At 59.9% G+C, this 24,533-nt stretch carries 22 protein-coding genes and 1 pseudogene; 14 read left to right on the forward strand and 9 right to left on the reverse strand.

Going from position 1 to position 24,533, the window contains the following annotated elements:
• Both gmd and AC1RPZ_RS03945 read right to left on the reverse strand, forming a co-directional pair.
• Nucleotides 1-972: a GDP-mannose 4,6-dehydratase gene (gene gmd, locus AC1RPZ_RS03940; RefSeq protein ID WP_493135081.1), complete on the reverse strand. Its 972-nt coding sequence runs from the start codon at nt 970-972 to the stop codon at nt 1-3.
• On the reverse strand, nt 969-1,883 hold the full coding sequence (locus AC1RPZ_RS03945) for a GDP-mannose 4,6-dehydratase (RefSeq protein WP_493135083.1): 915 nt from the start codon (nt 1,881-1,883) through the stop codon (nt 969-971). The genes gmd and AC1RPZ_RS03945 overlap by 4 nt, the downstream gene beginning before the upstream one ends.
• 434 nt (nt 1,884-2,317) lie before the next feature.
• Between AC1RPZ_RS03945 and AC1RPZ_RS03950 the strand changes: the two genes are divergently transcribed.
• The 5 genes from AC1RPZ_RS03950 (at nt 2,318) to AC1RPZ_RS03970 (ending at nt 8,206) form a co-directional block, all read left to right on the forward strand.
• Nucleotides 2,318-3,883 (forward strand): glycosyltransferase, encoded by a 1,566-nt coding sequence (locus AC1RPZ_RS03950; RefSeq protein ID WP_493135085.1) that lies wholly within the window; start codon nt 2,318-2,320, stop codon nt 3,881-3,883.
• Complete coding sequence (locus AC1RPZ_RS03955; RefSeq protein WP_493135087.1) at nt 3,877-5,181, forward strand: glycosyltransferase; 1,305 nt, start codon at nt 3,877-3,879, stop codon at nt 5,179-5,181. Before AC1RPZ_RS03950 ends, AC1RPZ_RS03955 begins: the two co-directional genes overlap by 7 nt.
• Nucleotides 5,178-6,071 (forward strand): class I SAM-dependent methyltransferase, encoded by an 894-nt coding sequence (locus AC1RPZ_RS03960; RefSeq protein ID WP_493135089.1) that lies wholly within the window; start codon nt 5,178-5,180, stop codon nt 6,069-6,071. Before AC1RPZ_RS03955 ends, AC1RPZ_RS03960 begins: the two co-directional genes overlap by 4 nt.
• Nucleotides 6,065-6,904: a class I SAM-dependent methyltransferase gene (locus AC1RPZ_RS03965; RefSeq protein ID WP_493135091.1), complete on the forward strand. Its 840-nt coding sequence runs from the start codon at nt 6,065-6,067 to the stop codon at nt 6,902-6,904. The genes AC1RPZ_RS03960 and AC1RPZ_RS03965 overlap by 7 nt, the downstream gene beginning before the upstream one ends.
• A gap of 93 nt (nt 6,905-6,997) precedes the next feature.
• Nucleotides 6,998-8,206: an acyltransferase family protein gene (locus AC1RPZ_RS03970; RefSeq protein ID WP_493135093.1), complete on the forward strand. Its 1,209-nt coding sequence runs from the start codon at nt 6,998-7,000 to the stop codon at nt 8,204-8,206.
• A gap of 304 nt (nt 8,207-8,510) precedes the next feature.
• On the opposite strand, the gene AC1RPZ_RS03975 is transcribed toward AC1RPZ_RS03970, so the two are convergent.
• Entirely contained in the window at nt 8,511-9,140 is a 630-nt protein-coding gene (locus tag AC1RPZ_RS03975) for a LysE family translocator (protein WP_493135095.1), read from the reverse strand.
• 143 nt (nt 9,141-9,283) lie between these two features.
• On the opposite strand from AC1RPZ_RS03975, the gene AC1RPZ_RS03980 reads away from it, so the two are divergent.
• The 7 genes and pseudogenes from AC1RPZ_RS03980 to cfaB all read left to right on the forward strand — a co-directional run bounded on the left by AC1RPZ_RS03980 (nt 9,284) and on the right by cfaB (nt 17,313).
• Nucleotides 9,284-9,757 (forward strand): Lrp/AsnC family transcriptional regulator, encoded by a 474-nt coding sequence (locus tag AC1RPZ_RS03980; RefSeq protein ID WP_054594814.1) that lies wholly within the window; start codon nt 9,284-9,286, stop codon nt 9,755-9,757.
• Nucleotides 9,758-9,937: 180 nt separating this feature from the next.
• A complete protein-coding gene (gene hflK, locus AC1RPZ_RS03985; protein WP_493135097.1) occupies nt 9,938-11,911 on the forward strand; it encodes a protease modulator HflK in 1,974 nt (657 codons plus the stop codon).
• Nucleotides 11,908-12,936, forward strand: coding sequence for a protease modulator HflC (gene hflC, locus AC1RPZ_RS03990; RefSeq protein ID WP_493135099.1), 1,029 nt, complete (start codon nt 11,908-11,910; stop codon nt 12,934-12,936). The genes hflK (AC1RPZ_RS03985) and hflC overlap by 4 nt, the downstream gene beginning before the upstream one ends.
• Complete coding sequence (gene hflK, locus AC1RPZ_RS03995) at nt 12,933-13,991, forward strand: protease modulator HflK (protein ID WP_493135101.1); 1,059 nt, start codon at nt 12,933-12,935, stop codon at nt 13,989-13,991. Before hflC ends, hflK (AC1RPZ_RS03995) begins: the two co-directional genes overlap by 4 nt.
• Nucleotides 13,988-15,898 carry a cation-translocating P-type ATPase gene (locus AC1RPZ_RS04000; protein ID WP_493135104.1) on the forward strand — a complete coding sequence of 637 codons (1,911 nt, stop codon included), beginning with the start codon at nt 13,988-13,990 and terminating at the stop codon, nt 15,896-15,898. Before hflK (AC1RPZ_RS03995) ends, AC1RPZ_RS04000 begins: the two co-directional genes overlap by 4 nt.
• A gap of 4 nt (nt 15,899-15,902) precedes the next feature.
• A pseudogene (locus tag AC1RPZ_RS04005) lies at nt 15,903-16,040 on the forward strand (HvfC/BufC N-terminal domain-containing protein); the annotation flags it as partial.
• Between the two features lie 85 nt (nt 16,041-16,125).
• Entirely contained in the window at nt 16,126-17,313 is a 1,188-nt protein-coding gene (gene cfaB, locus AC1RPZ_RS04010) for a C17 cyclopropane fatty acid synthase CfaB (protein WP_493135106.1), read from the forward strand.
• A 10-nt stretch (nt 17,314-17,323) separates the two neighbouring features.
• Here cfaB and cls read toward each other — a convergent pair whose 3' ends face one another.
• A complete protein-coding gene (cls, locus tag AC1RPZ_RS04015; RefSeq protein ID WP_493135109.1) occupies nt 17,324-18,763 on the reverse strand; it encodes a cardiolipin synthase in 1,440 nt (479 codons plus the stop codon).
• A 131-nt stretch (nt 18,764-18,894) separates the two neighbouring features.
• Here cls and AC1RPZ_RS04020 point away from each other — a divergent pair, with 131 nt between their 5' ends.
• Entirely contained in the window at nt 18,895-19,416 is a 522-nt protein-coding gene (locus AC1RPZ_RS04020; RefSeq protein WP_493135112.1) for a DUF3617 domain-containing protein, read from the forward strand.
• A 42-nt stretch (nt 19,417-19,458) separates the two neighbouring features.
• Here the strand turns inward: AC1RPZ_RS04020 and AC1RPZ_RS04025 are convergent, their stop codons facing one another.
• Genes AC1RPZ_RS04025 through folE2 form a run of 4 tightly spaced genes read right to left on the reverse strand, consistent with a single transcriptional unit; the run spans nt 19,459 to nt 22,779 of the window.
• Entirely contained in the window at nt 19,459-20,343 is an 885-nt protein-coding gene (locus tag AC1RPZ_RS04025; RefSeq protein WP_493135115.1) for a metal ABC transporter substrate-binding protein, read from the reverse strand.
• A gap of 11 nt (nt 20,344-20,354) precedes the next feature.
• Entirely contained in the window at nt 20,355-21,218 is an 864-nt protein-coding gene (locus tag AC1RPZ_RS04030; protein ID WP_493135119.1) for a metal ABC transporter permease, read from the reverse strand.
• Nucleotides 21,218-21,886 carry a metal ABC transporter ATP-binding protein gene (locus AC1RPZ_RS04035; protein ID WP_493135121.1) on the reverse strand — a complete coding sequence of 223 codons (669 nt, stop codon included), beginning with the start codon at nt 21,884-21,886 and terminating at the stop codon, nt 21,218-21,220. Before AC1RPZ_RS04035 ends, AC1RPZ_RS04030 begins: the two co-directional genes overlap by 1 nt.
• On the reverse strand, nt 21,883-22,779 hold the full coding sequence (gene folE2, locus AC1RPZ_RS04040; protein WP_493135123.1) for a GTP cyclohydrolase FolE2: 897 nt from the start codon (nt 22,777-22,779) through the stop codon (nt 21,883-21,885). The genes AC1RPZ_RS04035 and folE2 overlap by 4 nt, the downstream gene beginning before the upstream one ends.
• A gap of 86 nt (nt 22,780-22,865) precedes the next feature.
• Between folE2 and AC1RPZ_RS04045 the strand changes: the two genes are divergently transcribed.
• Nucleotides 22,866-24,077: an N-acetylmuramoyl-L-alanine amidase gene (locus tag AC1RPZ_RS04045; RefSeq protein ID WP_493135125.1), complete on the forward strand. Its 1,212-nt coding sequence runs from the start codon at nt 22,866-22,868 to the stop codon at nt 24,075-24,077.
• Here the strand turns inward: AC1RPZ_RS04045 and AC1RPZ_RS04050 are convergent.
• Nucleotides 24,074-24,451, reverse strand: coding sequence for a glutamine synthetase (locus AC1RPZ_RS04050; RefSeq protein ID WP_493135127.1), 378 nt, complete (start codon nt 24,449-24,451; stop codon nt 24,074-24,076). The two genes, AC1RPZ_RS04045 and AC1RPZ_RS04050, sit on opposite strands and share 4 nt — an antisense overlap.
• Nucleotides 24,452-24,533 lie beyond the last annotated feature (82 nt).

The raw sequence follows: 24,533 nt of genomic DNA on the forward strand, positions 1-24,533 counted from the left end.
CTACTCCTTGGCGACGCGTTTCATGTCCGCATCCATCATCATGCGGATCAGGGTCTGCAAATCGGTTTTTGGCTTCCAGCCCAACAGCCGTTGGGCCTTGGCCGGATTGCCCAGCAGCACGTCGACTTCGGCCGGGCGGAAAAACGCCGGGTCAATCTTCACGAAGTCACGGTAATCGAGGCCGACATGCTCGAAGGCGATCTGGCACATCTCGCGCACGGTGGTGGTCACGCCTGTGGCAATCACGAAGTCATCGGCCTTGTCCTGTTGCAGCATCAGCCACATGGCTTCGACGTAGTCGCCGGCAAAACCCCAGTCGCGCTTGGTGTCGATGTTGCCCAGGCGCAATTCCTGTTGCTTACCCTGTTTGATGCGGGCTGCGGCGTCGGTCACTTTGCGGGTCACGAATTCGATCCCGCGCAGCGGTGATTCGTGGTTGAACAAGATGCCGCTGCTGGCGTGCAGGTTGAAGCTTTCGCGGTAGTTCACGGTGATCCAGTGACCGTAAAGCTTGGCCACGCCGTACGGGCTGCGCGGATAGAACGGGGTGTTTTCGTCCTGTTGCTCGGCCTGGATCAGGCCAAACATTTCGCTGGTCGAGGCCTGGTAGAAACGGGTGTGTGGGCTGAATTGACGGATCGCTTCGAGCAGGTGGGTCACGCCCAGCCCGTCGACGATCCCGGTGGTCACGGGTTGATCCCAGGATGCCGCGACAAAGCTTTGCGCTGCCAGGTTATAGACTTCGTCGGGGGCCGACCTGATCACTGCACGCTGCACCGAGCAGGCATCGGCCATGTCGCCGTCCAGGTAGACGATGTCGCCCTCGACGCCCATTTCGCGTAGACGCCAGCGCGCATCGCTGCTGCGCCGCGCCACCAGACCGTGAACGTTATAGCCCTTGTCGAGCAGCAACTTGGCCAGGTAGGCGCCGTCTTGACCGGTGATCCCAGTGATCAGTGCACTTTTTGTCATTCTTGTCGTACCCGTGACTCCCAGTCGGACAGGATCGCCCGCAAGGATTGTTGTGTTGTAAGTTCAGGCGTCCATCCTGTGGTCCGGTGCAGCTTGGCATGGCTGCCACAGACGCGACGCTGTTCTGCGCGGCGCAGGCGCGCCGGGTCTTGAATCAGTTGCATATCGACCTGGGCCAGATCCGCCAGCTGCTCGATCAGGGCGCGGATGCTTTGCTCGACCCCAGAGCAGATGTTGTAGACCTGCCCGGGCGCACCGCGTTCAAGCAATGCCAGGTAGGCGGAGACGACATCGCTGACGTCGAGAAAGTCGCGGGTCACGTCGATGTCGCCCACTTCCAGTTCAGGCGCTTGCAGGCCGTGCTTGATCCGGCAGATCTGCCGGGCGGCGCTGGCGATGACGAAGCTGTCCAGTTGCCCCGCACCAATGTGATTGAAGGGCCGCGCGACCAGCACCGGCCAGCCTTCGGTCATGCCCCATTGCAGGCACAGCAGTTCCGCCGAGAGTTTGCTCACGGCATACGGATTACGCGGGCAGGGCGGCTGGAGTTCGTCGATCGGCAAGACGTTTTCGCTGACCTGGCCATAGACATCGCCGGAGCTGACATACAGGAAGGTGCCGTTGAAGCCACGCGCCTTGAGGGCTTGCAGCAAGTTCAGAGTGCCCAACAGGTTGACCTGAAAAGTCTTCGCCGGGTCACGAAAGGCTTCGGGGACGAAGGTTTGTCCTGCCAGGTGAATCACGGCATCAGGCATGTGCGGCCACAGACCCTCGAGGCTCTTGGGGTCGCAAAGGTCATAACGGGATGGGACGGGCGACAATTCCCAACCCGAGTCAGAAGAGTTCAGACGGGATTGGATGTAACGTCCTACGAATCCACTTAGACCCGTAACGAACAGACGCTTTTTCAAACAGCAGCCCCCTCAATGAGCAAACTTCGGCGACCTCCAGTCTTTGCTGGATAAAACCGGAAAACGCTAACTGCTTTCTCGGAAATGTCTTACGGACGAAGTCGTTGTTGTTGTAGTTGTTCGGTAGCCAATCTGTGCCAATTGCGCAGTAAATTCAACAGGTCCTACCGTGACCGGTCAGTTCTCGTCAGCGTAGCCCGATTTATTCTCGCCGGGCGGTTCACGAATGCTCAACGGATGTGTTTAGAATGCCCCTCGTCACGATTGCCCAGGGTTCGGCAGGGTTGTTCTGAAACTCCGCGAAACTGATCACTAAAACAAGAGCGTAGACGGGCAAGAAGACGATGGACGAGGGCCGGCAAACACCGACTCGATCCGTGGCTTTGCCGTCATAGAGTGAGGCTGCCGGGACGGCGGTTTCATCGTGGGATGCCATGAATTTCATTCTTTACTCGGACGTCAACGACAGCTCCATCAGCCAGAGCCTCGGTCGTCCCGAATACAGCTATTACTTCGTGCTCAAGGCCTATCGCCCGGTGCTCGAAAGCCTTGGGCGGGTGCATGTGGTGTCCTCCACCGCCGAGGTCGACCCCCTCTATCGACAATTGCTTGCCGTCGGCGAAGACAGCCTGTTCCTGTCCTTCACGCCGCCGCAGAAAACCCCGAACGACCTGGAGTGCCCGACGATCTGCGTGGTGGCCTGGGAGTTCGACTCGATTCCCGACGAGCAGTGGGATAACGACCCGCGACAGGACTGGACGCAAATGCTGGCGCGCCAGGGGCGGGTCATCACGCTCTCCAGTCACACCGCCCGGGCGATCCGCCGGGCCATGGGCGAAGATTTCCCGGTGTTGGTATTGCCGACCCCGTTGTGGGAAAACTTCGCGGCCATTCGTAGCCGGCACGCAAGTATGCCGCTCAATCCGGGTTCGTCCCTGGACATCAAAGGTTGCATCCTCGATACCCGCGTTCTCGGATTGTCCGCCGACTCGCTGATTCCCGTACCGCTGACCGCCGAGCAACTGGCTGAGCTGGAGGCTTTACGGCCGCCGCCACTGACGCTGAAACGCCGCTTCGTCATTGCCCGCCATTATCTGCGCCTGTGGGCGCTGGATCTGGGCAAGGCGCAACCGGTGCCGGTCCATCGCACGCACTTCCTGAGCCAGTGGTACTGGGAGGGCATTCGCGATCTGTTATCGGACGCTGCTCACAACCGACTGGCCCACCACCTGCCGGCCATTGCCGGCCCGCAGTCGGTTGTGGTGCCCGAGCCCGCGCCGATGGATTTTCCCGATACCACGGCCCAGGTCGAAACCCGGGTCGATGGCGTGATCTACGTCAGCGTGTTCAACCCCCAGGACGGTCGCAAGAACTGGCATCGACTGATCACGGCGTTTTGCTGGGCCTTCCGGGAAACCGAGGACGCCACGCTGGTGCTGAAGATTACTCAAAACGATCTGTCGTCCTACTACACCGAACTGATGACCTTATTGGCGCAGCTGTCGCCGTTCGCTTGTCGGGTGGTGGTGATGCACGGTTATCTGGACGATCCGCAATACGCCAGGCTCTACGAAGCCGCCAGCTATTACGTCAACGCTTCGCGCTGCGAGGGCCTGTGCCTGCCGTTGATGGAGTTCATGGCCAGTGGCAAACCGGTGATTGCCCCGGACCACACCGCCATGGAGGACTACATCGACGACCGCGTGGCGTTCGTGGTCGAGTCCAGCGAAGAGCTGACCATCTGGCCTCAGGACAGTCGCATCATCTACCGCACCCTGCGTTACCGACCGGACTGGGGCTCGTTGAAAACGGCTTACGAAAACAGCTATCGAATGGCCAAGGAGCAACCGCAGGAGTATCAGCGTATGTCCCGCGCCGCCATCGAACGGATGCACGACTACTGCGCCTTCGCCCCGGTGCAACAGCGCTTGTCGGATTTTTTCGGGCTGGCACCGCTGGCTTCGCAGGCAGTGACCGTGACGGATAACGCCTTATGCTGATCATCATTCATTCGGAAACCAACCAGCACACCATTGCCCAGAACCTCGGCCGCTCGGAGTACAGCTATTACTTCGTGCTCAAGGAGTACCGTCCGGTGCTGGAGCGGTTGGGCCGGGTGGTGGAGGTCAGCGACCCGCCAACCGAAGTCGATGCCCTGTACCTCGACTGTCTGTCCCGTGGGGAAGACTGCGTGTTCCTGTCGTTCTCGCCGCCTCATCGCACACCCGTGCACTTCGCCTGTCCGACTCTCGCGGTGTTTGCCTGGGAGTTCAGCACCATTCCCAACGAGCCTTTTGCCGGAGAGCCACGCAACGACTGGCGCAACGTATTGCGAGCGTCAGGCGCTGCGATTACCCACTCCAGCTACACCGTTAATGCCGTGCGCGAGGCAATGGGCGCCGATTATCCGATCGTCGCGGTGCCGGCGCCGGTGTGGGACCGCTTTGCCGCGCGCGGCGCGCAGTTACAGCGCCAGCCGCTGGCCCGTCGGGTGCGGCTGACGATCAGGGGATTGCTGGCAGACAGTCGCCAACTCGACCTGCGTGCCTTTGGCCCTGCGCATTTGCGCGCCGGCAAGGGTATCGATTTCCAGGCGCCGGCTCGCGAGCACGAGCTGGTGCTCGATGGTGTGATCTACACTTCGGTGTTCAACCCAAGTGACGGGCGCAAGAACTGGGAAGACATGCTCAGTGCCTTCTGCGTGACCTTCCGCGCGGTGGAAGACGCGACACTGGTGCTTAAACTGACCCACCACGATGCCGAAGAAGCGCTAACCGACATCCTTCATCATTTGTACAAGAATCAGTCCTACCGCTGCCGCATCGTACTGATTTACGGCTACCTCGCGGATGCGGACTACGAGCGGCTGGTGCAGGCCACGAGTTACGTGGTGAACACGTCCTACGGCGAAGGCCAGTGCCTGCCGTTGATGGAGTTCATGTCCTGCGGCAAACCGGCAGTCGCGCCGCGCACCACGGCGATGATCGATTACCTGGACGTCGACAACGCATTCCTGATCGACACCACCGATGAGCTGACCGCCTGGCCCCACGATCCGCGTCGGGCGTTCCGCACCTTGCGTTACGTTACCAACTGGGCGTCGTTGTGCAGGGCTTATCGGTCCAGCTATGACGTCGCCAAAGAAGATCCCGAGCGTTATGCGCAGATGTCCGCCCACGCGGTGGCCCGTCTGGAAACCTTCTGTAGTCAGGCCACCGCGGAACAACGCCTTGGAGAATTTTTCGCCCGACTGTTCGAAACCCGTGCGGTGTCTGCCGTGGAAACCCCCGAGGCATGATCCGTGCACTGTTGAAACGCCTGCTTGCGGCGGTGAAAGCCGAACCGTTACCGGTTGTGCCTAGCCCGGTGTCACCCAGGGATGTGGGTTTACGCGACGCCGTGCTCGACGGCTGGTTTCTGGGTGACAGCGGTGAGTTGCTCAAGGGCTTCGCCATCACGGCGGATGACACCTTGCTGGACGTCGGCTGCGGTGAAGGTGTGGCGACGTTGTTTGCGGTACGTCAGGGCGCGTCGGTGATCTTCACCGACAGTGAACACGACAAGGTCCGCAGCCTCGCCAGGCAGGTGGAGGCACAGTCGGACAAGCCGAATCTTGGGCTGGTGAGCAACAGCCTGCCGCTGCCCTTGGCCGATGGCTGTGCGAGCAAAGTGGTGTGCATGGAAGTGCTCGAACACATCGATCAGCCCGAGCCGTTCATGGCCGAGCTGGTGCGAATGGGGCGTCCTGGTGCCCAGTATTTGCTCAGCGTTCCGGACCCTGTGGGCGAGCATCTGCAACAGGGCATCGCCCCGCCGGGCTACTTTCAGTCACCTAACCATGTGCAGATATTTTCCCGGGAACGCTTTGCCGCGCTGGTAGAAGACGCTGGTCTGGTGATCGAACATCGTCAGGCCACAGGCTTTTTCTGGGTCATGGGCATGATCTTCTTCTGGGCCAGCGAACGTGCGGCCGGGCGTGACCTGGGCGGCGCAGTGCGTGACCGGATCACGCCACCGTACTCACCGTTGATGGAGAGTTGGGCGCGTACCTGGCAGGACTTGCTGGCGCAACCCGACGGGTTGGCGATCAAGCAGTTGCTGGACGGATTCATGCCCAAAAGCCAAGTGATTATTGCCCGTAAACCCTACGCAAGCAGCGACCCCCACACTGGAGCCACCTCATGCTGAGCCTTCTGAAAAAACTTACGGCGGGCAAAGCACCCGCTCCGATGCAGACAGAAGTTGCGGCACCCACCCCGCCCAAGGTCGACTCCTACCAGCTGGGCCTGGAAGATGCCATGCTCAGTGGCTGGTTCAATCAGCAAACCCACGAGCTGTTTACCGGGTTCAAGATTTCCCCTGAGGACACGGTGTTGGATGTCGGTTGTGGGGACGGCGGCAACGTGCATTATTGCGCTATGAGCGGGGCGAAAATCATTGTCGCTGACATCGACGCGGCGAAGATTGCCGCCACCCGCGAGCGCCTCAAGGACACCCCGGCGCGTGATGTTGAATGCTATGTCACGGACTGCAACCCGCTGCCATTGCCTGACGCCATTGCCACGCGCATTGTGTCCACCGAAGTGATCGAACACGTGGACGATCCGGCGCAGTTTCTCGCGGAACTGGTGCGGGTTGGCAAGCCAGGCGCCTTGTACTTGCTCAGTGTTCCGCACCCCAGCTCCGAACACCTGCAGAAGGACATTGCCTCCGAGCAATATTTCCAGAAGCCCAATCACATCCGGGTCATCGGCGAAGAGCAGTTCAAGCAGATGGTTGGTGATGCTGGCCTGGAAGTGATCAGTCACAGCCAGTCCGGCTTCTACTGGTCGATGTGGATGCTGCTGTTCTGGGAGACTAAGGTCGATCTCTACAATGCCAATCATCCACTGCTCAATCACTGGGCTGAAATGTGGCGGCTGATCCTGGACTCCCCACGTGGTCCGCAGCTCAAACAGGCGCTGGATGCGGCCGTGGCAAAAAGTCAGGTGATCATTGCCCGCAAGCCGCTGTCTGCCTAGCACTGAGCAACAAGGGTCCTGAATGACAAATGCCAGTCGGTCAAGCTGACTGGCGGCCGCAGATGAAAACCAATAATGAATGTAGAGCGTTCGATGAGTAGCAAGAAAAACCTGGAAATCGAATACCTGCGCGGCATGGCGATTGGCCTGACCCTCTTCGCGCACCTGTCGATGTTGTTGCCGTTCTACAAAGACTTTTTTTCCAGTGTGTTCAATCTGTATGCCATGGGGTCTGGGGTGGATTTATTTTTCTGCATCTCAGGCTTCGTTGTAAGTAAAAGTTACCTGGACTACTTCGACAAACACCGGCAACAGGGGAGCTACGGTCTTGCGACCTTTACCTTCTGGCTGCGGCGTGCATACCGACTGCTACCTACCGCTTGGCTCTGGGTACTGATTCCGCTGTTCTTTTCGATTTTCTATAACCAATCCAACGCGTTTGATACCTGGTTCAACAACGTTCGCAGTTTCACTGCGGTCGCCACCTTCAGCGGCAACCTGGCGAATCAGTATGGCGTGTTGCTGGGTCCCAATTCCGTTTACTGGAGTCTGGCACTGGAAGAGCAATTTTATTTCATTTTCCCCCTGTTCCTATTGTTGGTCACCTCGCAGCGCTGGCGAGTCACCGTGTTGCTGCTGCTGATTGCTGCGCAGTTCGGTCTTGATCGCAACATGTTCGCCCCTGCCCCTGCGGGCATGCTGTTTTCATTCCGCCTGGACGCCATGATGTGGGGCATTTTACTGTGCATGTTCACCCGCACCGACCTCTACAAGCAGATGGAACCGATAATCCTGCGCAGTAGCCCGCTCAAGCGTCTGGGTGTGACGCTGTTCTTGCTTTACATGCTCGGTGCTGCGGGCGCGCAATTGCGTTCGACACCGATTGCCTACGGCCTGGTCGCGATCGTGTCGGTCATTCTCGTTTGGTTGGCCAGCTACCAGAAAGGCTATGTGTTCGGCCCTTCGCCACTGTCTCTTGTGCTGGAGTGGCTAGGCTCGCGCTCGTACGCACTGTACGTAATTCATGTGTTTGCCTATCACCTGAGCACTGAAATATGGTCGCGGGTTGCCACGGAACAAGGACTTACGCTTGCTCAGGGGTTCACCACCGAACTGCTACTGACAGCGGTGGCAATCATGCTGGTATGCGCTGAGTTGAACTACCGCTTCATCGAAACGCCCTTGCGCCGCCGGGGTGCGGAAATCGCCCGGCGCAAACTGGCACACCTGGAAACTGAGTCCGCCCCCCAACCGTCTCGCCCGTCAACACCTGACATCCTCCCTGGCGCGGTGAAAGAGTAAGGTCGGCTCGACATCAGCTTGTAACGAAAAAACGGTCCTGAGTGGCTAATGCCAGTCAGTTAAGTGCAATCCATGTGGGAGCGGGCTTGCTCGCGAAAGCGGTACATCAGTCAACGTTGATGTTGAATGTAATGCCATCATCGCGAGCAGGCTCGCTCCCAAGCAGTTTGTCGACCGCCAGGTGCCCGGCACCCGTGCGCTCAACCTTGCGGCCATACAAAAAGTGGCTGCAGATGGGTTCTGTAGTGGTATTCACGGCGCTGGCCCTATGGCTGATCAATCGCCACAAGCGCAAGGCGAAACCTTAAGCCTGCTGAACGAACGTCAGGCGCAGCGCAAAACCGATCAGCAAGCTGCCAAACAGCCATTGCTGTACGCGCTGCGCCGATGGGCTGCGTTCCAGCCAACGGCCGAGCCAGGCGCCGATCAGTGCGTAACCGCTGTCGAACAGCAAACCGGCCACCACCAGCAACACGCCCAGGGTCGCGAACTGCGTCAGCACGGGGCCTGCCTGCGGGTCGATGAACTGCGGCAACAGCACCGAGCAGAACAACAGCGCCTTGGGGTTGAGCAGGTTGGTCAACAAGCCACGCTGGATTGCCTCGCGCCACGCCAGTTTCGAATGTGCAGTAGCACCGGCGTTCAGGTTCGGCAGCATGTTCGAGCGCAGGCATTGAATCCCCAGCCACAGCAGATACGCCGCACCGGCCAGGCGCACCACTTCAAAGGTCCAGGGCGCAGCCTTGAACAGCGTTGCCAGGCCCAGCGCGGCCAGCGCAACGTGGCAACCCCGGGCGATCGCCAGGCCGATGGCGGTAGCCAGCGCTGCGGCTTTACCCTGCCTGGCGCCGGTTTGCAGCAGCAGAATCATGTCCGGACCGGGCAACAGGTAAACCACTGCCAAGGCCAAAAAGAACATCCAGAGCTCTGCCATGTTGCACCCACTCGTTAGCGATTCGGTGATCAAAGTCTAGGGCCGAAGGGCAGGGCAGGTGCTTGCGTAGTCGCTCCCGGAAACGGCTAGACTTGGCAGCTTCTGCCAATCAATGAATCAAAACAGTCGGGAACTGCCAAACCATGAAACTGGACGCCTACGACCGCCGAATCCTCGCCGCGCTGCAACGCGACGGTCGCCTGAGCAACGTGCAACTGGCGGATGAGATCGGCTTGTCGGCTTCGCCGTGTTTGCGGCGGGTGCGGATGCTGGAAGAGGCCGGAGTGATTCGCGGGTATCAAGCCAACCTGGACCGCGATGAAGTGGGGCTGGGGTTGACCGTGTTTGTCGGGGTCAAGGTCGAGCGCCACAACGACGAAGAGGCCGAAGCCTTTCGTCTGGCGGTGACGGCGTTGCCCGAGGTGATTTCGGCGTTTCTGGTGTCAGGCGAATCGGATTTTCTGCTGCAAGTGGTTGTGCCGGATTTGCGTGGTTACGAGCGCTTTCTGACCGGCAGCCTGCTCAAGTTGCCGGGCGTGAGTGATATCCGCAGCAACTTTGCGATTCACACCGTGAAAACCCCAGGACCATTGCCGCTGGGGCATTTGCCGAGCTGATGCCCTTGCTCAGCCCGGCTACGCTTTCATCTTCCGGCTTCATCATTTGTGCGGGATTGGTGATGGGCGGGGAGCAAAAAAATCACTACCATCGTTATATCGTAACGATTTGCAAAAAATGCAACGGCCTGATGACTTATCCACAGGCCAGGTTCACGTAACAGCAAGTACTGAGGTGGTATGCAAGTCGATCTGGAGGCTGAAGGGGCGAACGTGGAAGGACTGCCGCGTTTTCAGCAGGCGGTGTTTCACGGACGTCGGTTGAAGCGGATGGGCATCGGTCTGGCGAGTCTCGCGGCGGCAGGATTGTTGCTGGCGTTTTTTGTCGGGCTGTTTGCACCGCAATCGCTCTGGGCGCCACTATTGGTCAGTCAATCCTCGGCGTTGATCGTGGTGGTGGCCAGTCTGCAGTCAGCCTGGTGGGTCACCCAATGGCGGGCGCGGGCGCTGGTTGAACCGGTGGTTGTGCTGGCCGCAGAGCCGGCCGAATCCACCGAGGCGCTCGGCGGGTATGAACGCCTGTTGGCGCGTATGGGTGAGCGCTGGGTCGGGTTGCTGGCGCAGATCGGCGCGCCGACGTTGTGGCTGGCCGGTTGGTCATTGCTGGCGTTGTTCAGCATCGAACAGTTCTGGAGCCTGACATTACCCGCTGCTGCGCTGGGCCTCTCGGCCAGCGTTGGGGCGGCGATTTCGTTGCTGCTGGCCTTCGGATTGCTGGTGTTCGAACGTCAACTGGCCCAGGAAAATTCGGCCGAGTGGCCCGAGGCCGGGCAGTTGGCGCAACTCACTCGCGTGGCGATCATCTGTCTGGTGATCAGCGCATTTTGCCTGTTGTTCAGCAGCGAAACCGCCGTCTGGCCGGTGCGTCTGGCGGTGTTGATCGGTTTGCTGCCGGGGTTGGTCGCCGCGGAGTTGCTGCTGCGTGCGGTAGTGTCGCTGTTCAGTCCTCGTCGCGATCTGCTCGAACCGAGGCTGCTGGCGCGCAGTTTTGTCGCGGATATGTTGCGTTGGCCGCCACAACCCTTGCTGGCGTTGCAGCACGAATTGCATAACCGTTTTGGCATCGACCTGCGGCAGATCTGGGCTTTCACTTACATGCGTCGGGCGTTCTTGCCGGTGTTGGCGGTGGTGCTGGCGGTGGGTTGGTTGCTGACCGGGATTCACGAAATACCACTGCAAGGGCGGGGGATCTACGAGCGCTTCGGCAAACCGGTGCAGGTGTTTGGCCCGGGTTTGCACACCGGTTTTCCTTGGCCGTTGGGCCGGCTGCTGAGTGTCGAAAATGGCGTGGTTCACGAATTGGCGACCAGCGTCGGTGACGCGCCAGCGGTGACGGCGGTCGATCCAGCGGAAGGGCCCGCGCCGGCGATTGCCAACCGGTTGTGGGACGCCAGTCACGTGAATGACAAATCTCAGGTGATTGCCAGTAGCAGCAACGATAAACAGAGCTTCCAGATCGTTAACATGGACGTGCGTTTCGTCTATCGCATTGGTCTGAGCGATCAGGCCGCGTTGGCGGCGACCTACAACAGTGCCGATGTACCGACGCTGATTCGCAGCACCGCCAGCCGGATTCTGGTGCACGACTTCGCCTCGCGAACCCTTGATGGGTTGCTTGGCGCAGATCGGGTAGGGCTCGCCGAAGATATTGGTCGTGCGGTGCAGGCCGATTTGCAGAAACTCGACAGCGGCGTGGAAATTCTCGCCACGGTGGTCGAAGCGATTCACCCGCCGGCGGGTGCAGCCAACGCCTATCACGGTGTGCAAGCAGCGCAGATCGGTGCGCAAGCATTGATTTCCCGCGAGCGCGGTGCGGCTGCCGAGCAAACCAATCAGGCGCAATTGCAAGCCAGTGTCGCCCATGACCAGGCGCTGGCCACGGCCCGCGAAGTCAACGCCACTGCCCAGGCCGCCGACCTGCGTTTCGCTGCCGAGCGCAAGGCCTACGCGGTAGCCGGTCGAGCCTTTGTGCTGGAGCAATATTTCGCCCAGTTGGCCCAAGGTTTGGCCAACGCCAAAGTACTGGTTCTCGATCATCGTCTGGGCGGCAACAGTACGCCGACCATCGACTTACGCAGCTACACGTTACCCGCCACCTTACCGACTGACACTTCGCCGTCACGTCAACCCGTTCAGTCAGGAGCCGCCCATTGAGCCCGTCGCATTCCCACGAGCCGCATGATGATCACGACCACGTCGGGCATCATCACGGCCACCACCATCATCACCCTGGCGACCCGCAAGAGGCGGGACCGTTTCCGTGGCGGCGTATGGGTTGGGCGGCGCTGCTGGTGCTGTTTGCCATTGCCGCGGCCAGCCTGGTGCAAGTGCGCTCGGGCGAGGCGACGGTGATTACCCGTTTCGGCAACCCTTCGCGGGTGCTGCTGAACCCAGGCCTTGGCTGGCGTTGGCCGGCACCGTTCGAGGCAGCGATTCCGGTAGACCTGCGGTTGCGCACCACCTCCAGCGGTTTGCAGGACGTGGGCACGCGCGATGGATTGCGGATCATTATTCAGGCTTACGTCGCGTGGCAGGTGCAGGGCGATCCGGACAACGTGCAGCGCTTCATGCGTGCAGTGCAGAACCAACCGGACGAAGCGGCGCGGCAGATTCGTACGTTCGTGGGTTCTGCGCTGGAAACCACCGCCAGCAGTTTCGACCTGGCAAACCTGGTGAATACCGACGCCAACCAAGTGCATATCGCCGATTTCGAGGCACAGCTGCGCAAGCAGATCGATCAGCAACTGCTGACCACTTACGGCGTGCGTGTGCTGCAAGTTGGCATCGAACGGCTGACATTACCGTCAGTGACCCTGACCGCCACCGTCGACCGTATGCGTGCCGAGCGTGAAACCATTGCCACCGAACGCACGGCCATCGGCAAGCGTGAAGCGGCGCAAATCCGTTCGGCCGCCGAGCGCGATGCGCGTATCGTCCAGGCCAACGCGATGGTGAAGGCGGCGGATATCGAGGCTCAATCGCGGGTTGAAGCCGCGCAAATCTACGGCAAGGCTTACGCCGGCTCGCCGCAGCTGTACAACTTGCTGCGCTCGCTGGACACTTTGGACACGATGGTAACGCGCGGCACCAAGCTGATTCTGCGTACCGATGCCGCGCCATTCCGGGTGCTGGTTGATGGACCGCCGACGCTGGATAACAAGTCTGGGTCGCAGCCATGAGTGTGGTTCCACGTGGAACACATGAACTCAGCAGCCCGTGGATTCAGGCAGGACGCCTGACATTTCTCGCACTCTATGCCGTAACGGTGCTGGCTGCGTTGGCCTGGGCTTTCTCCAATGTGCGGCAGATTGATCCGCAGAATCGCGCTGTGGTCTTGCACTTCGGAGCGCTGGATCGCATTCAGAACGCTGGTTTGCTGCTGGCATGGCCGCGTCCGTTCGAACAGGTGATTTTGTTGCCGGCGGCGGATCGGGTGATCGAGCAGCGGGTGGAGAATCTGTTGCGCTCTGATGCCGCGCTGCAAGGTGAGCGCGTGGCGAGTTTCGCTAGGCCGCTGAGCGATGCGCTGGCCGGTTCAGGGTATTTGCTCACCGGTGATTCGGGTGTTGTGCAACTGGACGTTCGGGTGTTTTACAAAGTGACCGAACCTTACGCATTCGTCCTGCAGGGTGAACATGTGCTGCCGGCGCTGGACCGTTTGGTGACCCGCAGTGCCGTGGCGCTGACGGCTGCGCGAGACCTGGACACTATTCTGGTCGCTCGGCCGGAGTTGATCGGTGCTGACAAATCGGCCGCCGAACGTCGCGAACGCCTGCGCGGTGATCTGGTGCAAGGGATCAACCAACGCTTGGTCGAGTTGGCCGCGACGGGGCAGGGACTGGGCATCGAGGTGGCAAGGGTCGACGTGCAATCGAGTCTGCCCGGACCTGCGGTAAACGCGTTCAACGCGGTACTGACAGCCAGTCAGCAAGCGGATAAAGCCGTCGCCAACGCACGTACTGAAGCCGAAAAACTGACCCAGACTGCCACCGAACAAGCTGACCGCACACTGCAAGTCGCTCACGCTCAAGCCAGCGAACGCCTGGCTAAAGCGTCGGCCGACACCGCCACCGTACTCAGCCTGGCGCAGGCGCAACAGAAGGGTACCGACCCGGAAATGCTTCTGCGGATCTACCGCGAGCGTATGCCGAAAATTCTCGGTCAGGCCGGCTCGGTCACGACGGTCAACCCTAAAGACGATTCCCGCCTGATCATTCAGGGAGCCGAACAATGACAGCTCAAACCGCCGCCACGCCGAGCATGCTGAGCACGGCCGAACAACGCAGTGCCGCACGTCAATTGACCTTGGCGATGCTCGCTTTGGGTTTGCTCGGTCTGGGGCTGGTCTGGCGCTGGTTGTCGCCGGAGCAAGCCGGTGTCAGCCAGTTATTGCTCGGGCTGGCGTCATTGCTGGTGGCCGTTCCGGTCATGCGTTCGGCCTGGTACAGCCTGCGTTACCCGAGCCTGCACGGGATCACCGATCAACTGATCGCTCTGGCGATGATGGGTGCGTGGGCCACAGGCGATCTGCTGACTGCGGCCTTGTTGCCGATCATCATGATCTTCGGCCACGTGCTGGAAGAGCGCAGCGTGATTGGCTCTCAGGAAGCGATCCACGCACTTGGCCGCCTGACGCGTAGCCACGCGCGCAAGGTTCAGGCCGATGGCTCGATTATCGAAATCGACAACGCTGCGTTGAAGGCCGGAGACATCGTCGAAGTGCGCGCAGGCGATCGAGTACCGGCCGATGGGCTGGTGCTGTCCGGCCAGGCGAGCCTGGACACCGCGCCGATTACCGGTGAATCGGTGCCGCTTGAGGCCACCGTTGGCATGCAGGTGTTCGGCGGGGCGATCAACCTCGATGGCTTGTTGCGGTTGGAAGTGACCCGCACCGGCCACGAATCGACCCTCGGCAAAGTCATCGCGTTGATGCAAAGTGCCGAGCGCTCCAAGCCACCGATCACTCGATTGCTGGAACGCTATGCAGGCAGCTACATGGTGTTGGTGTTGCTGTTGGCCGCTGTGACCTGGTTCGTCACCAATGACGCGCAAGCGATGCTCGCGGTGTTGGTTGCCGCGTGCCCGTGCGCGCTGGTGCTGTCGGCCCCGGCGACGGCGATTGCCGGGATCGCAGTGGCGGCGCGGCACGGTATCCTGATTCGTAGCTCGGCGTTCCTTGAAGAGTTGGCAGACCTGACGTCGCTGGTGGTCGACAAGACCGGCACCCTGACGTTTGGCACGTTGCGTTTGCAATCAATCGACAGCCCGGTCGAGGACCGCAGCACCTTGCTGAAACTGGCTGCCAGCCTCGGCTCAGCCAGCAGTCATCCAGTCAGTCGGGCGTTGGCCGGGTTGGTCGCTCAGGAGCATTTTTTGCTGTTGTCGGACATCCGCGAGCGTCAGGGTTTGGGTGTGGTGGCGATGACTGAGCAGGGTGAAGCGGCGCTCGGCCGACCAGAGTTGTTTGCGCAGTTGGGCATCGCCACCTCGACGGTGCCGGAGCACGACGGGCCGATTGCCGGTCTAGCGTTGAATGGGCGTTTTCTCGCGTGGTTGTTGCTGGCTGACAGCGTCAAACCAGAAGCGCGTTTTGCCTTGAGCGAACTGCGTGAGCTGGGGCTCGGTCGACAGTTGCTGTTGACCGGTGATCGACAGAGCGTCGCCCACAGCCTGGCCCATGAAGTCGGTATCAGCGATGTCGAGGCTCAGGCCTTGCCGGAGGACAAGCTCAACCGCGTTCTGACCGAAATCGACAATGGCTTCCGGCCGATGGTGGTCGGCGATGGCATCAACGATTCGTTGGCGCTCAAGGCTGGCGTGGTCGGTGTGGCCATGGGCGCGGGCGGGGCGGACATTGCCCTGGCCTCAGCCGATATCGTATTGATTGGCAGCGATTTGCGTCGGCTTGGCACCTGCGTACGCCTGAGTCGCCAGTGCCGGCAGACCTTGCAGGTCAATGTGATCATCGGTCTGGGCTGGACGCTGGCGATCGTTGCGTTCGCCGCGTTTGGCTGGCTGGGGGCGGCAGGGGCGATGATTGCTGCGGTCCTGCACAACCTCAGCACTTTGCTGGTGCTGGGTAATGCCGGGCGTTTGCTACGGTTCCAGGAGCCGCTGCTCAAGCTGAAAGAAGAGAGTTGAGCGCCTGGTCAATGAGGGCTGGAGCTTTGCCGAACTGTGCGCACAATTGACAGTCAACTGTGGAGAGGGCGCACCTCTTCAGGCCATCACCTGGCTGAGACAATGGGTTTACGACAGTTTGTTGCTCCGTCGTGACTCATAGGAAAAGGCTATTAAATCGATAGCCAGCTAATTTTCCACGATGGTCTACCCTCAAATCAGACGTCTGAAACAAGGGGGGACTATTCATGCTCGCGCAACTGCCACCGGCCTTACAGAATCTGCAATTACCGCTTCGCTTGCGACTCTGGGATGGCCATGAAATTAATCTGGGACCCGCGCCCAGCGTCACGATTGTGGTCAAGGACCCGCAATTGGTGCCTCAATTCACCCGTCCAAGCCTCGACCTGTTGGGCGCCGCCTTCGTTGAGGGCAAGCTCGAACTCGAAGGCTCGATCAGCGATGTGATCCGGGTGTGTGATGAGTGGAGCCAGGCATTGCTGAATGAAGCTGACGACAATCAACCGGTGCGCTCCGTCCATGACAAAGCCACTGACGCGGCGGCGATTTCCTATCACTACGACCTCTCGAATGCTTTCTATCAGCTCTGGCTCGACAGTGACATGGCGTATTCCTGCGCCTACTTCGAGACCGGCAGCGAGACCCTGGAACAGGCCCAACAAGCAAAATTTCGCCACCTGTGTCGCAAACTACGGCTGCAACCCGGCGAGTATTTGCTGGATGTCGGCTGCGGCTGGGGAGGGTTGGCGCGTTATGCCGCGCGGGAGTTTGGGGTGAAAGTATTTGGCATCACCCTGAGTAAAGCGCAATTGGCCCTGGCCCGGGAACGGGTGATCGACGAAGGACTGCAGGATCAGGTTGAGCTACAGCTGCTCGACTACCGAGATCTGCCGCAGGATGGGCGGTTCGATAAGGTGGTGAGTGTCGGCATGTTCGAACACGTTGGCCACGCCAATCTTGCGGAGTACTGCAAGACTTTGTTCGGTGCCGTGCGCGAAGGCGGCCTGGTGATGAACCATGGTATTACCGCCAAGCACACCGATGGCCGGCCGGTCGGGCGCGGAGCTGGCGATTTCATTGAGCGCTACGTATTCCCTAACGGTGAATTACCGCACCTGTCGATGATTTCGGCCGAGATCAGTGAAGCAGGGCTGGAGATCGTCGACGTCGAAAGCCTGCGCCTGCATTACGCGCGCACGTTGGACCATTGGAGCGAACGGCTTGAGGACAACCTTGAAGCTGCCTCCAAAGAGGTTCCAGAGCAGGCGTTGCGGATCTGGCGACTGTATCTGGCAGGCTGCGCCTACGCGTTCGCGCGGGGCTGGATCAACTTGCACCAGATCCTCGCGGTCAAGGCCCACGCCGACGGCAGCCATGAGCTCCCGTGGACCCGCGACGACATCTACAACCCTTAAGGTATCGGCCTTAAAGAATTGGTGAGATAAGCCGGGCGACCCGCATGCCGAGCTGTTGCAGGCGGTGGGTCTTCCGGCTTTCGCCTTTGGCAATTTCGTGGGCCTGAGCAAAGTCGTCGTTGAGCATGTGTTCCACCTCCTTGGCGAATAGGCTGTCGACGGTCAGTAGCATCACTTCGAAGTTGAGCCTGAACGAACGGTTGTCCAGATTCGCACTGCCGATGGCCGTGATTTCGCGGTCGACCAGCACGACCTTCTGATGCAGGAAACCCGGTTGGTAACGGAATACCCGGACTCCGGCGCGTACCGCTTCGAAGGCGTACAAGCTGGAGGCGGCGTAGACGATCCGGTGATCGGGTCGCGATGGCAACAGCAGCCGCACGTCGACACCGCGCAGCACGGCCAGGCGTAGCGCGGCGAACACCGCCTCATCAGGGATGAAATACGGGCTGGTGATCCACACACGCTCGGTCGCGGAATGGATGGCTTCAACGAAAAACAGTGAGCAGGTTTCGTAAGGGTCCGCCGGGCCGCTGGCCAGCAGTTGGCAGAGCACGCCGTCATCGGGGTAGCTCTGCGGCAGTATCAGCGGTGGTAGTTTGCGGGAGGCCCAGAACCAGTCTTCCGCGAATGACTCCTGCATGCACGCAACCACCGGGCCGCTGGCGGCAATGTGCGTATCGCGCCAGGGTGCCAGCGGTGGTTTCTCGCCCATGTATTCATCGCCAACGTTGTGCCCACCGACAAATCCCAGCACACCGTCGACTACTACAATCTTGCGGTGGTTACGGAAGTTCACCTGGAACCGATTGAGCCAGCCACTGCGTGTGGCGAATGCTTCGACCTGCACCCCGGCATCGCGCAGGGGTTGAACGTAGCTGTGAGGCAGGGAGTGACTACCAATCCGATCGTAGAGCAGGTAAATGGCGACACCTTGTGCGGATTTTTCCATCAGCAGCTGTTGCAGACGCCGACCCAGTTGGTCGTCATGGATGATGAAAAACTGAATCAACACCGCTTCGCGGGCGTTACAGATTGCTTCGAAAATCGCCTCAAAGGTTGCCTGACCATTAATCAACAGGCGCACCTGATTGTTCGCCAGGCACGGCATCCGCCCCAGTTTTGGCATCGCTCGCAATGATGCATAGGCATTAGAAGCGCGTGCGGTCAGTGCTTCCTCGACCCATGGGCGCCAATCCAGGTCGGCGATGGCCTTGCGCATCTCTTCGTTAGCCTGTCGACGAGCCTTGATATAAGCGTCGAAGGTGCTGCGACCGAAGACCAGATAAGGGATGAGCGTCAGGTAAGGCACGAATACCAGCGACAAGGCCCAGGCAATCGAGCCTTGAGCGGTCCTGACGGTCAATACGGCGTGAATGGCAGCGATCGTGCCCAGAGAGTGGATGAGCGCGATCAGATAAGCGAAAAGATGGGGTCCAAAAAAATCCATGGGGCAACCGTGCTCCTGACAATTCAATGCTTAACAGACCATGTTCCACGGCGAATGTCGCTATTTAATTAGACATGCAACCGAAGTAGATTGGCGACGTCTAACGACCACTATTGTCTAGGAGTTACTCGATGAACGTACGTCTGCTGGGTTTGGCCATGGCTGTTGGCTTGTCACTTCCTATGGCCGCTCAGGCGCAGATGCTGCAACCGGGTTTGTGGGAGTTGACCTCAAGCAACATGAAGGTCGATGAGCAGAACCTGCCGGATCTGCAGTTGATCCTCAACCAGTTGGGCAGCCAGATGACACCGGCACAAAAGGCTGCACTGGAGAAACAGGGCATCACGATGGGCGGCAAAGGGATTCGTGTGTGCCTGACCCAGGCACAGGTTCAATCCGACACCATTCCGCTGCAAGATCCGCAATCGGGTTGCAAGCAGCAGATCACTGACCGCAGCGGCAACCAGTGGAAGTTCCGCTTCAGTTGCCCGAAAGCCCAGGGCGCCGGTGTTGCTACGTTCCTCAGCGACCGCGAGTTCAACACCACGGTCAACGGCACGTTCAACGCCACCGGTATCCAGCAAAACGGCAGCATGGACACTCGCGCCGTGTGGCTGGGGCAGGATTGCGGGACTGTCAAACCTCGCGCCTGATCTCTATCGTCCGCGTCAAATCGCCGGACGGGTTCTTGCGGATCATGGCTTGCTCAAGGCGTCATAAAGCGTGTTGAGGTTGTATTCGAACAGCCCGGCAAAGGTGCTGGCCGGACCTTCGGCGGCGAGTCCGTCGGAGTACAGGGTGCCGCCAATTTGCGCACCGCTTTCATCGGCGATTTGCTTGAGCAGCCGGGCGTCCTTGATGTTTTCCATGAACACTGCTTTGACCTTGGCCTGCCGGATCTGGGTGATCAATGCGGCGACTTCGGCGGCAGACGGTTCACGTTCGGTGGACAACCCTTGAGGTGCCATGAAGTCGATGCCGTACGCCTGACCCAGATAGCCGAAGGCGTCATGAGACGTAACGATCTTGCGGTTACCCGGCGGCAATGCGCCGAGCTTGGCTTTGGCTTCGGCCAGCAGACGGTAGATCTGTTTCAGGTAGGTCTGGCTGTTGTGTTCGTAGTCGGTTTTGTTCGTCGGGTCTGCGGCGATCAGCGCCTTGGTGATGTTGTTCACATAGAGTTCGGTATTTGCCAGGTTGTGCCAGGCGTGCGGGTCGGGGATGGTCTCACCGTCCTCTTCCATCGTCCTGGGGATCACTCCGCGGCTGGCGGTGATCACCAGGGTTTTGGTTGCGGTGCTGGCTACCATGCGGTCCAGCCATGGCTCGAAACCGAGGCCGTTCTTGAAGATCAGTTTGGCCTTGAGCAGGGCCTTGGCGTCATCCGGAGTGGGCTCATAGGTGTGGGCGTCAGCATCCGGGCCGACCATGTTGGTGATCTGAATATGCTCACCACCGACCTGATGAACCATATCGGCGAGGATGCTGAAGCTGGTGACCACCGGGATCTTTTCGGCTGCCGATACCGTTGAAAGCGACATCGACAACCACACACTGAACAGCACGAGTAGAGCGCGCATCGGGAAACACCTCATTGGGATGTGAGCAAAGGCGGGCGGCGCAGCAAACCGTGCACCGGACCGAACACCACGGACAGCAGGTACAACGCGCCGGCCACCAGCACGATGGCCGGGCCGCTGGGCAGCGAGTAGTAGAACGACAGCAACAGACCCAGCCACACCGAGAGGCAGCCGAGCAGTCCGGCGATGACCATCAGCATCGGCAAGTGGCGGCTCCAGAAGCGTGAAGCGGCGGCCGGCAACATCATCAAACCGACCACCATCAGCGCGCCGATGGCCTGGAAACCGATCACCAGATTCAGCACCACCAGGGTCAAAAAAACGCCATGTGCCAACGGGCCGAGACGGCTGACGGTTTGTAGAAACAACGGGTCGAGGGTGTCCAGCAGCAGTGGCCGATAGATCAACGCCATGGCGATCAGGCTGATCCCCGAGACCCAGAGCATGCCGGTTAAAGTCGGGCCGTCGACGGCCAATGCCGAGCCGAACAACAGGTGGAGCAAGTCGAGGCGTTTGCCGGCGATCCCCAGAATCAGCACGCCGCTGGCCAACGAGATGGGGTAGATCGCCGCCAGGCTCGCGTCTTCCCGAAGGCCGGTGCGGCGGGTGATCCATGCCGCCAATCCGGCCATGCTCAGTCCGGCACCGAGGCCGCCGATGGTTAGCGCTGGCAAGCTCAAGCCCGCGAACCAAAACCCTAACGCGGCACCGGGCAAGATGCCGTGAGCCACGGCGTCGCCAATCAGGCTCATGCGTCGCAGGATCAGAAACACCCCAAGCGGTGCGGTGCTGCAAGCCAACACCAGGCCGCCGATGAGGGCTCGGCGCATGAATACGAATTCGTGGAAGGGTTGCCAAAGTTGTGCGACGACCATTACGCCACCTGCGTGAGCGGTTGCTGGAGGATCAGTTCACGGCTCGGCGCCAGAACGCAGCCGGTGTTTTTGATCAGCAATGCTTGCGGAATGTGCTGGCGAACCGCAGCCAGGTCATGACACACCACGACCAGGGTTCGGCCCTCGTTGTGCCAGGCGTGGATGTGTTTCCACAGCAGCGCCTGGCCGAGTTCATCCAATGCCGCATGAGGTTCGTCGAGCAGCAACAGGGGCGCTTCGGCGAGACTCAAACGGGCGAGCAGGGCACGTTGCAATTCGCCGCCCGACAACGCCATCAATGGGCGCTGTTCCAAACCGTTCAGACACCAGTCATTCAGCACGTTGTCGAGACGTTGGCGGCGAACGTCCGGCGTTTGTTTGCTGCCCCAGAATCCAGCGCTGACCAGCTCTTGTAGGCTGATGGGGAACTGTCGATCGAGGTGCTGTTGTTGTGGCAAAAAGGACAAACCACCCCGTGGTGAAACATTCAGGACGACTTTGCCAGCCAACGGTTTTTGCAGGCCGGCGATAACTTTCAGCAAGCTGCTTTTACCCGAGCCGTTGGCACCGATGACTGCCGTCAGGCTGCCGCTGGGTAAATCGAAATCGGCGGGGGGCGTCAGTGGGTGGCCGGGCGCACCCCAGCGTAGTCCTTGGCAATGAATCATGCGGCCTCCCAGTTCCAACGACTTTCGGCCACCGCATCGTGGGCATGCAGACTTTCGGCGTGAGCCACGCTCAACTGAAAGGCTTTGATGCCGGGAGAGCGTTTAAACGCCAGATTCAAGCGTCGTGCAGCGTCTTCGCAGAACATCAGGTTTTGACCGTTAGCGAGAGCGAAGGCTTGTTCGTCGGCGCGTTTGACCGCGGTTTGAACGGCGGTGCCGAGCGCGGCTTCGGCGTCATTGATTGCTGCGATCAAGGGCAGATCGTCCAGATAGTCATCCAGTCGTAGCCGCAATTGCGCACTGCTGCGTTGGCTGTGGGGCGTCGCGACGATGCCTTTCGAAGAGCCGAGCCAAGCCAAAACGTCAGCGTGTTGCAACGGCCTGTTGGCAAAGTCGTCGATGAATTGCTGCTGAATAAGTTGTCTCGAAAGCGCAGCTGAACAGGGGCAGGTGGACGAGTAATAAACTTCAATTTTAAGTTCCACGTGGAACACGGCGTTTTCCAATCGTGCTTCGACGGTGATCGGATAGCTTTTCCAACCGGCCAAAGGGCTGATCAAGGCTGGGCGTTTGAGCAGTAGATCGGCGTGAATGCGCAGGTAAGCGGCATTGGATAAACCCTCGTGGCTGTCGAGGAAGCGTTGTAGAACTTGCCGCAACAACGCCGGGGTGAGGCTTTCCTGCTCAAGCATTTCCAGCGCCAGATACAGCCGCGACATATGGATGCCGCGCGCTTCGCCATCATCGAGACTGACGCCTGCGTCGGCTTTCGCGCTCAATCGCTGGCCGTCGAACACAACAGGAAGAGCAATGCCGCACATGCCCACCCATTCGAGTGGCAAGGCTTGGCGTGAGGCCTGCGCGGCAATATCCGGCAGAGTCAGCGCATTCATGAGCAGGTCCATCGTTGGAAATGTTTTGCCATGTTATATTATAACGATCAAATCGACGATGCCTTTTTCTCGAGCGGTTTTTCACTATGCACAGGCGACAATTGCTCAACCTGTTGTTGGCCAGCGCTGCGCTGGTTTTACCTTTCGGCGTGTCGGCGACGCAGATCCGCAATGCACGGCTCTGGCGTTCGGATGACAAGCTTCGCCTGGTACTCGATCTGAGCGGACCGGTGCAGTACAAAGCTTTTTCGTTGAGCGCGCCCGAGCGACTGATCATCGACTTGAGCGGTGCGCAGCTCAGCGGTGACTTCAGTCAATTAATGCTCACCAACACGGTGATTCGTTCGATCCGTTCAGGGCACTTCGGGCAAGGCAATACGCGGATCGTCCTCGACCTTACTGGTCCGGTGCGGCTCAATAGTTTTCTACTGCCGCCACAGGACGGGCAGGGCCATCGTCTGGTACTTGATCTACTGAGCGCCGCACCCGTGCAGATCGCCGCGGCTGCACCGTTGGTTCAGCGTGAAACGCCGATCGACAAGGCTCACCCCAAGCGCGACATCATCGTCGTGGTCCACCCTGGCCATGGCGGCAAGGACCCCGGCGCGATTGGCGCCAAAGGCGAGCGCGAGAAAGACGTGGTGCTGTCCATCGCACAATTGCTGGCCAGGCGTTTGAAGCGCGAGAAAGGTTTCGATGTGAAGTTGGTGCGCAACGACGACTTCTTCGTGCCGCTACGCAAGCGTGTGGAGATCGCCCGTACGCACAAGGCCGACATGTTCATCTCGGTGCACGCTGACGCGGCACCACGGCTCACGGCCTCTGGCGCTTCGGTTTACGCATTGTCCGAAGGCGGCGCGACCTCGGCCACGGCGCGCTTCATGGCGCAACGGGAAAACGGTGCCGACTTGCTCGGTGCGACCAGTCTGCTCAACTTGAAGGACAAGGATCCGATGCTCGCCGGAGTGATCCTTGACATGTCGATGAACGCCACCATCGCCGCCAGTTTGCAGCTCGGTAGCACGGTGCTAGGCAGCCTGGCGAGCATTACCACACTGCATCAAAAACGCGTGGAACAGGCCGGATTTGCGGTGCTGAAGTCACCGGACGTGCCATCGATCCTGGTCGAGACCGGTTTCATGTCCAACGCCCGCGACAGTCAGCGATTGGTCACGGAGCGGCACCAAAAGGCGGTAGCCGACAGTCTTTTTGAGGGTTTGCAGCGCTATTTTCAGAAGAATCCGCCGGTGAACAGCTACATGGCCTGGCAGCAGTCACAGCAGAAATCGCAGGTTTAGCAGCCAGTCAACCGACTACAGGTGAACTTGCCGCTGGAACCGCCGGAGCTGGAAAACCGATTGAGGGTGGTCCAGCCAACGCGGCGGGTGTAGCCGACCCAGGCTTCACCGTCGGACGCCAAACCGGTGAAGAATGTCAGTTGGCCGTAACGGCTGCTGGTCTGCGCCCAATAGCGTTTGCCGTTCACTTCAAACCCGCGCAAGTACGTCGTGCTGCCTACTGTGGCGACGCTGTACGCATTGCCGTCGGGGTCTACGCAGGCCAGCAGATTGGCGCTGCGCGTGCACTTCGCCAGGCTCGGCATCTGCGCGCAAGCGTTTGCTGCGACCAACAGCGAAAGGCTCAACAGTGTGCATTTCAAGGCCTTGTGCATGGGCTTTCTCGTGGGGTGAGCGGGCTCAAGCATTGCGTCCTTCGTCACTGGGAGCAAGAGGAGATTGGCGTCTTTATGTTGT

The organism is Pseudomonas sp. GW822-FHT02D10, from assembly GCF_058802345.1.

Coding starts and splice junctions, on each gene's coding strand:
- gmd (WP_493135081.1), bottom strand. CDS start 972: ATGACAAAAAGTGCACTGATCACTGGGATCACCGGTCAAGACGGCGCC.
- AC1RPZ_RS03950 (WP_493135085.1), top strand. CDS start 2,318: ATGAATTTCATTCTTTACTCGGACGTCAACGACAGCTCCATCAGCCAG.
- AC1RPZ_RS03955 (WP_493135087.1), top strand. CDS start 3,877: ATGCTGATCATCATTCATTCGGAAACCAACCAGCACACCATTGCCCAG.
- AC1RPZ_RS03960 (WP_493135089.1), top strand. CDS start 5,178: ATGATCCGTGCACTGTTGAAACGCCTGCTTGCGGCGGTGAAAGCCGAA.
- AC1RPZ_RS03965 (WP_493135091.1), top strand. CDS start 6,065: ATGCTGAGCCTTCTGAAAAAACTTACGGCGGGCAAAGCACCCGCTCCG.
- AC1RPZ_RS03970 (WP_493135093.1), top strand. CDS start 6,998: ATGAGTAGCAAGAAAAACCTGGAAATCGAATACCTGCGCGGCATGGCG.
- AC1RPZ_RS03975 (WP_493135095.1), bottom strand. CDS start 9,140: ATGGCAGAGCTCTGGATGTTCTTTTTGGCCTTGGCAGTGGTTTACCTG.
- AC1RPZ_RS03980 (WP_054594814.1), top strand. CDS start 9,284: ATGAAACTGGACGCCTACGACCGCCGAATCCTCGCCGCGCTGCAACGC.
- hflK (WP_493135097.1), top strand. CDS start 9,938: ATGCAAGTCGATCTGGAGGCTGAAGGGGCGAACGTGGAAGGACTGCCG.
- hflK (WP_493135101.1), top strand. CDS start 12,933: ATGAGTGTGGTTCCACGTGGAACACATGAACTCAGCAGCCCGTGGATT.
- AC1RPZ_RS04000 (WP_493135104.1), top strand. CDS start 13,988: ATGACAGCTCAAACCGCCGCCACGCCGAGCATGCTGAGCACGGCCGAA.
- cfaB (WP_493135106.1), top strand. CDS start 16,126: ATGCTCGCGCAACTGCCACCGGCCTTACAGAATCTGCAATTACCGCTT.
- cls (WP_493135109.1), bottom strand. CDS start 18,763: ATGGATTTTTTTGGACCCCATCTTTTCGCTTATCTGATCGCGCTCATC.
- AC1RPZ_RS04020 (WP_493135112.1), top strand. CDS start 18,895: ATGAACGTACGTCTGCTGGGTTTGGCCATGGCTGTTGGCTTGTCACTT.
- AC1RPZ_RS04025 (WP_493135115.1), bottom strand. CDS start 20,343: ATGCGCGCTCTACTCGTGCTGTTCAGTGTGTGGTTGTCGATGTCGCTT.
- AC1RPZ_RS04030 (WP_493135119.1), bottom strand. CDS start 21,218: ATGGTCGTCGCACAACTTTGGCAACCCTTCCACGAATTCGTATTCATG.
- AC1RPZ_RS04035 (WP_493135121.1), bottom strand. CDS start 21,886: ATGATTCATTGCCAAGGACTACGCTGGGGTGCGCCCGGCCACCCACTG.
- folE2 (WP_493135123.1), bottom strand. CDS start 22,779: ATGAATGCGCTGACTCTGCCGGATATTGCCGCGCAGGCCTCACGCCAA.
- AC1RPZ_RS04045 (WP_493135125.1), top strand. CDS start 22,866: ATGCACAGGCGACAATTGCTCAACCTGTTGTTGGCCAGCGCTGCGCTG.
- AC1RPZ_RS04050 (WP_493135127.1), bottom strand. CDS start 24,451: ATGCACAAGGCCTTGAAATGCACACTGTTGAGCCTTTCGCTGTTGGTC.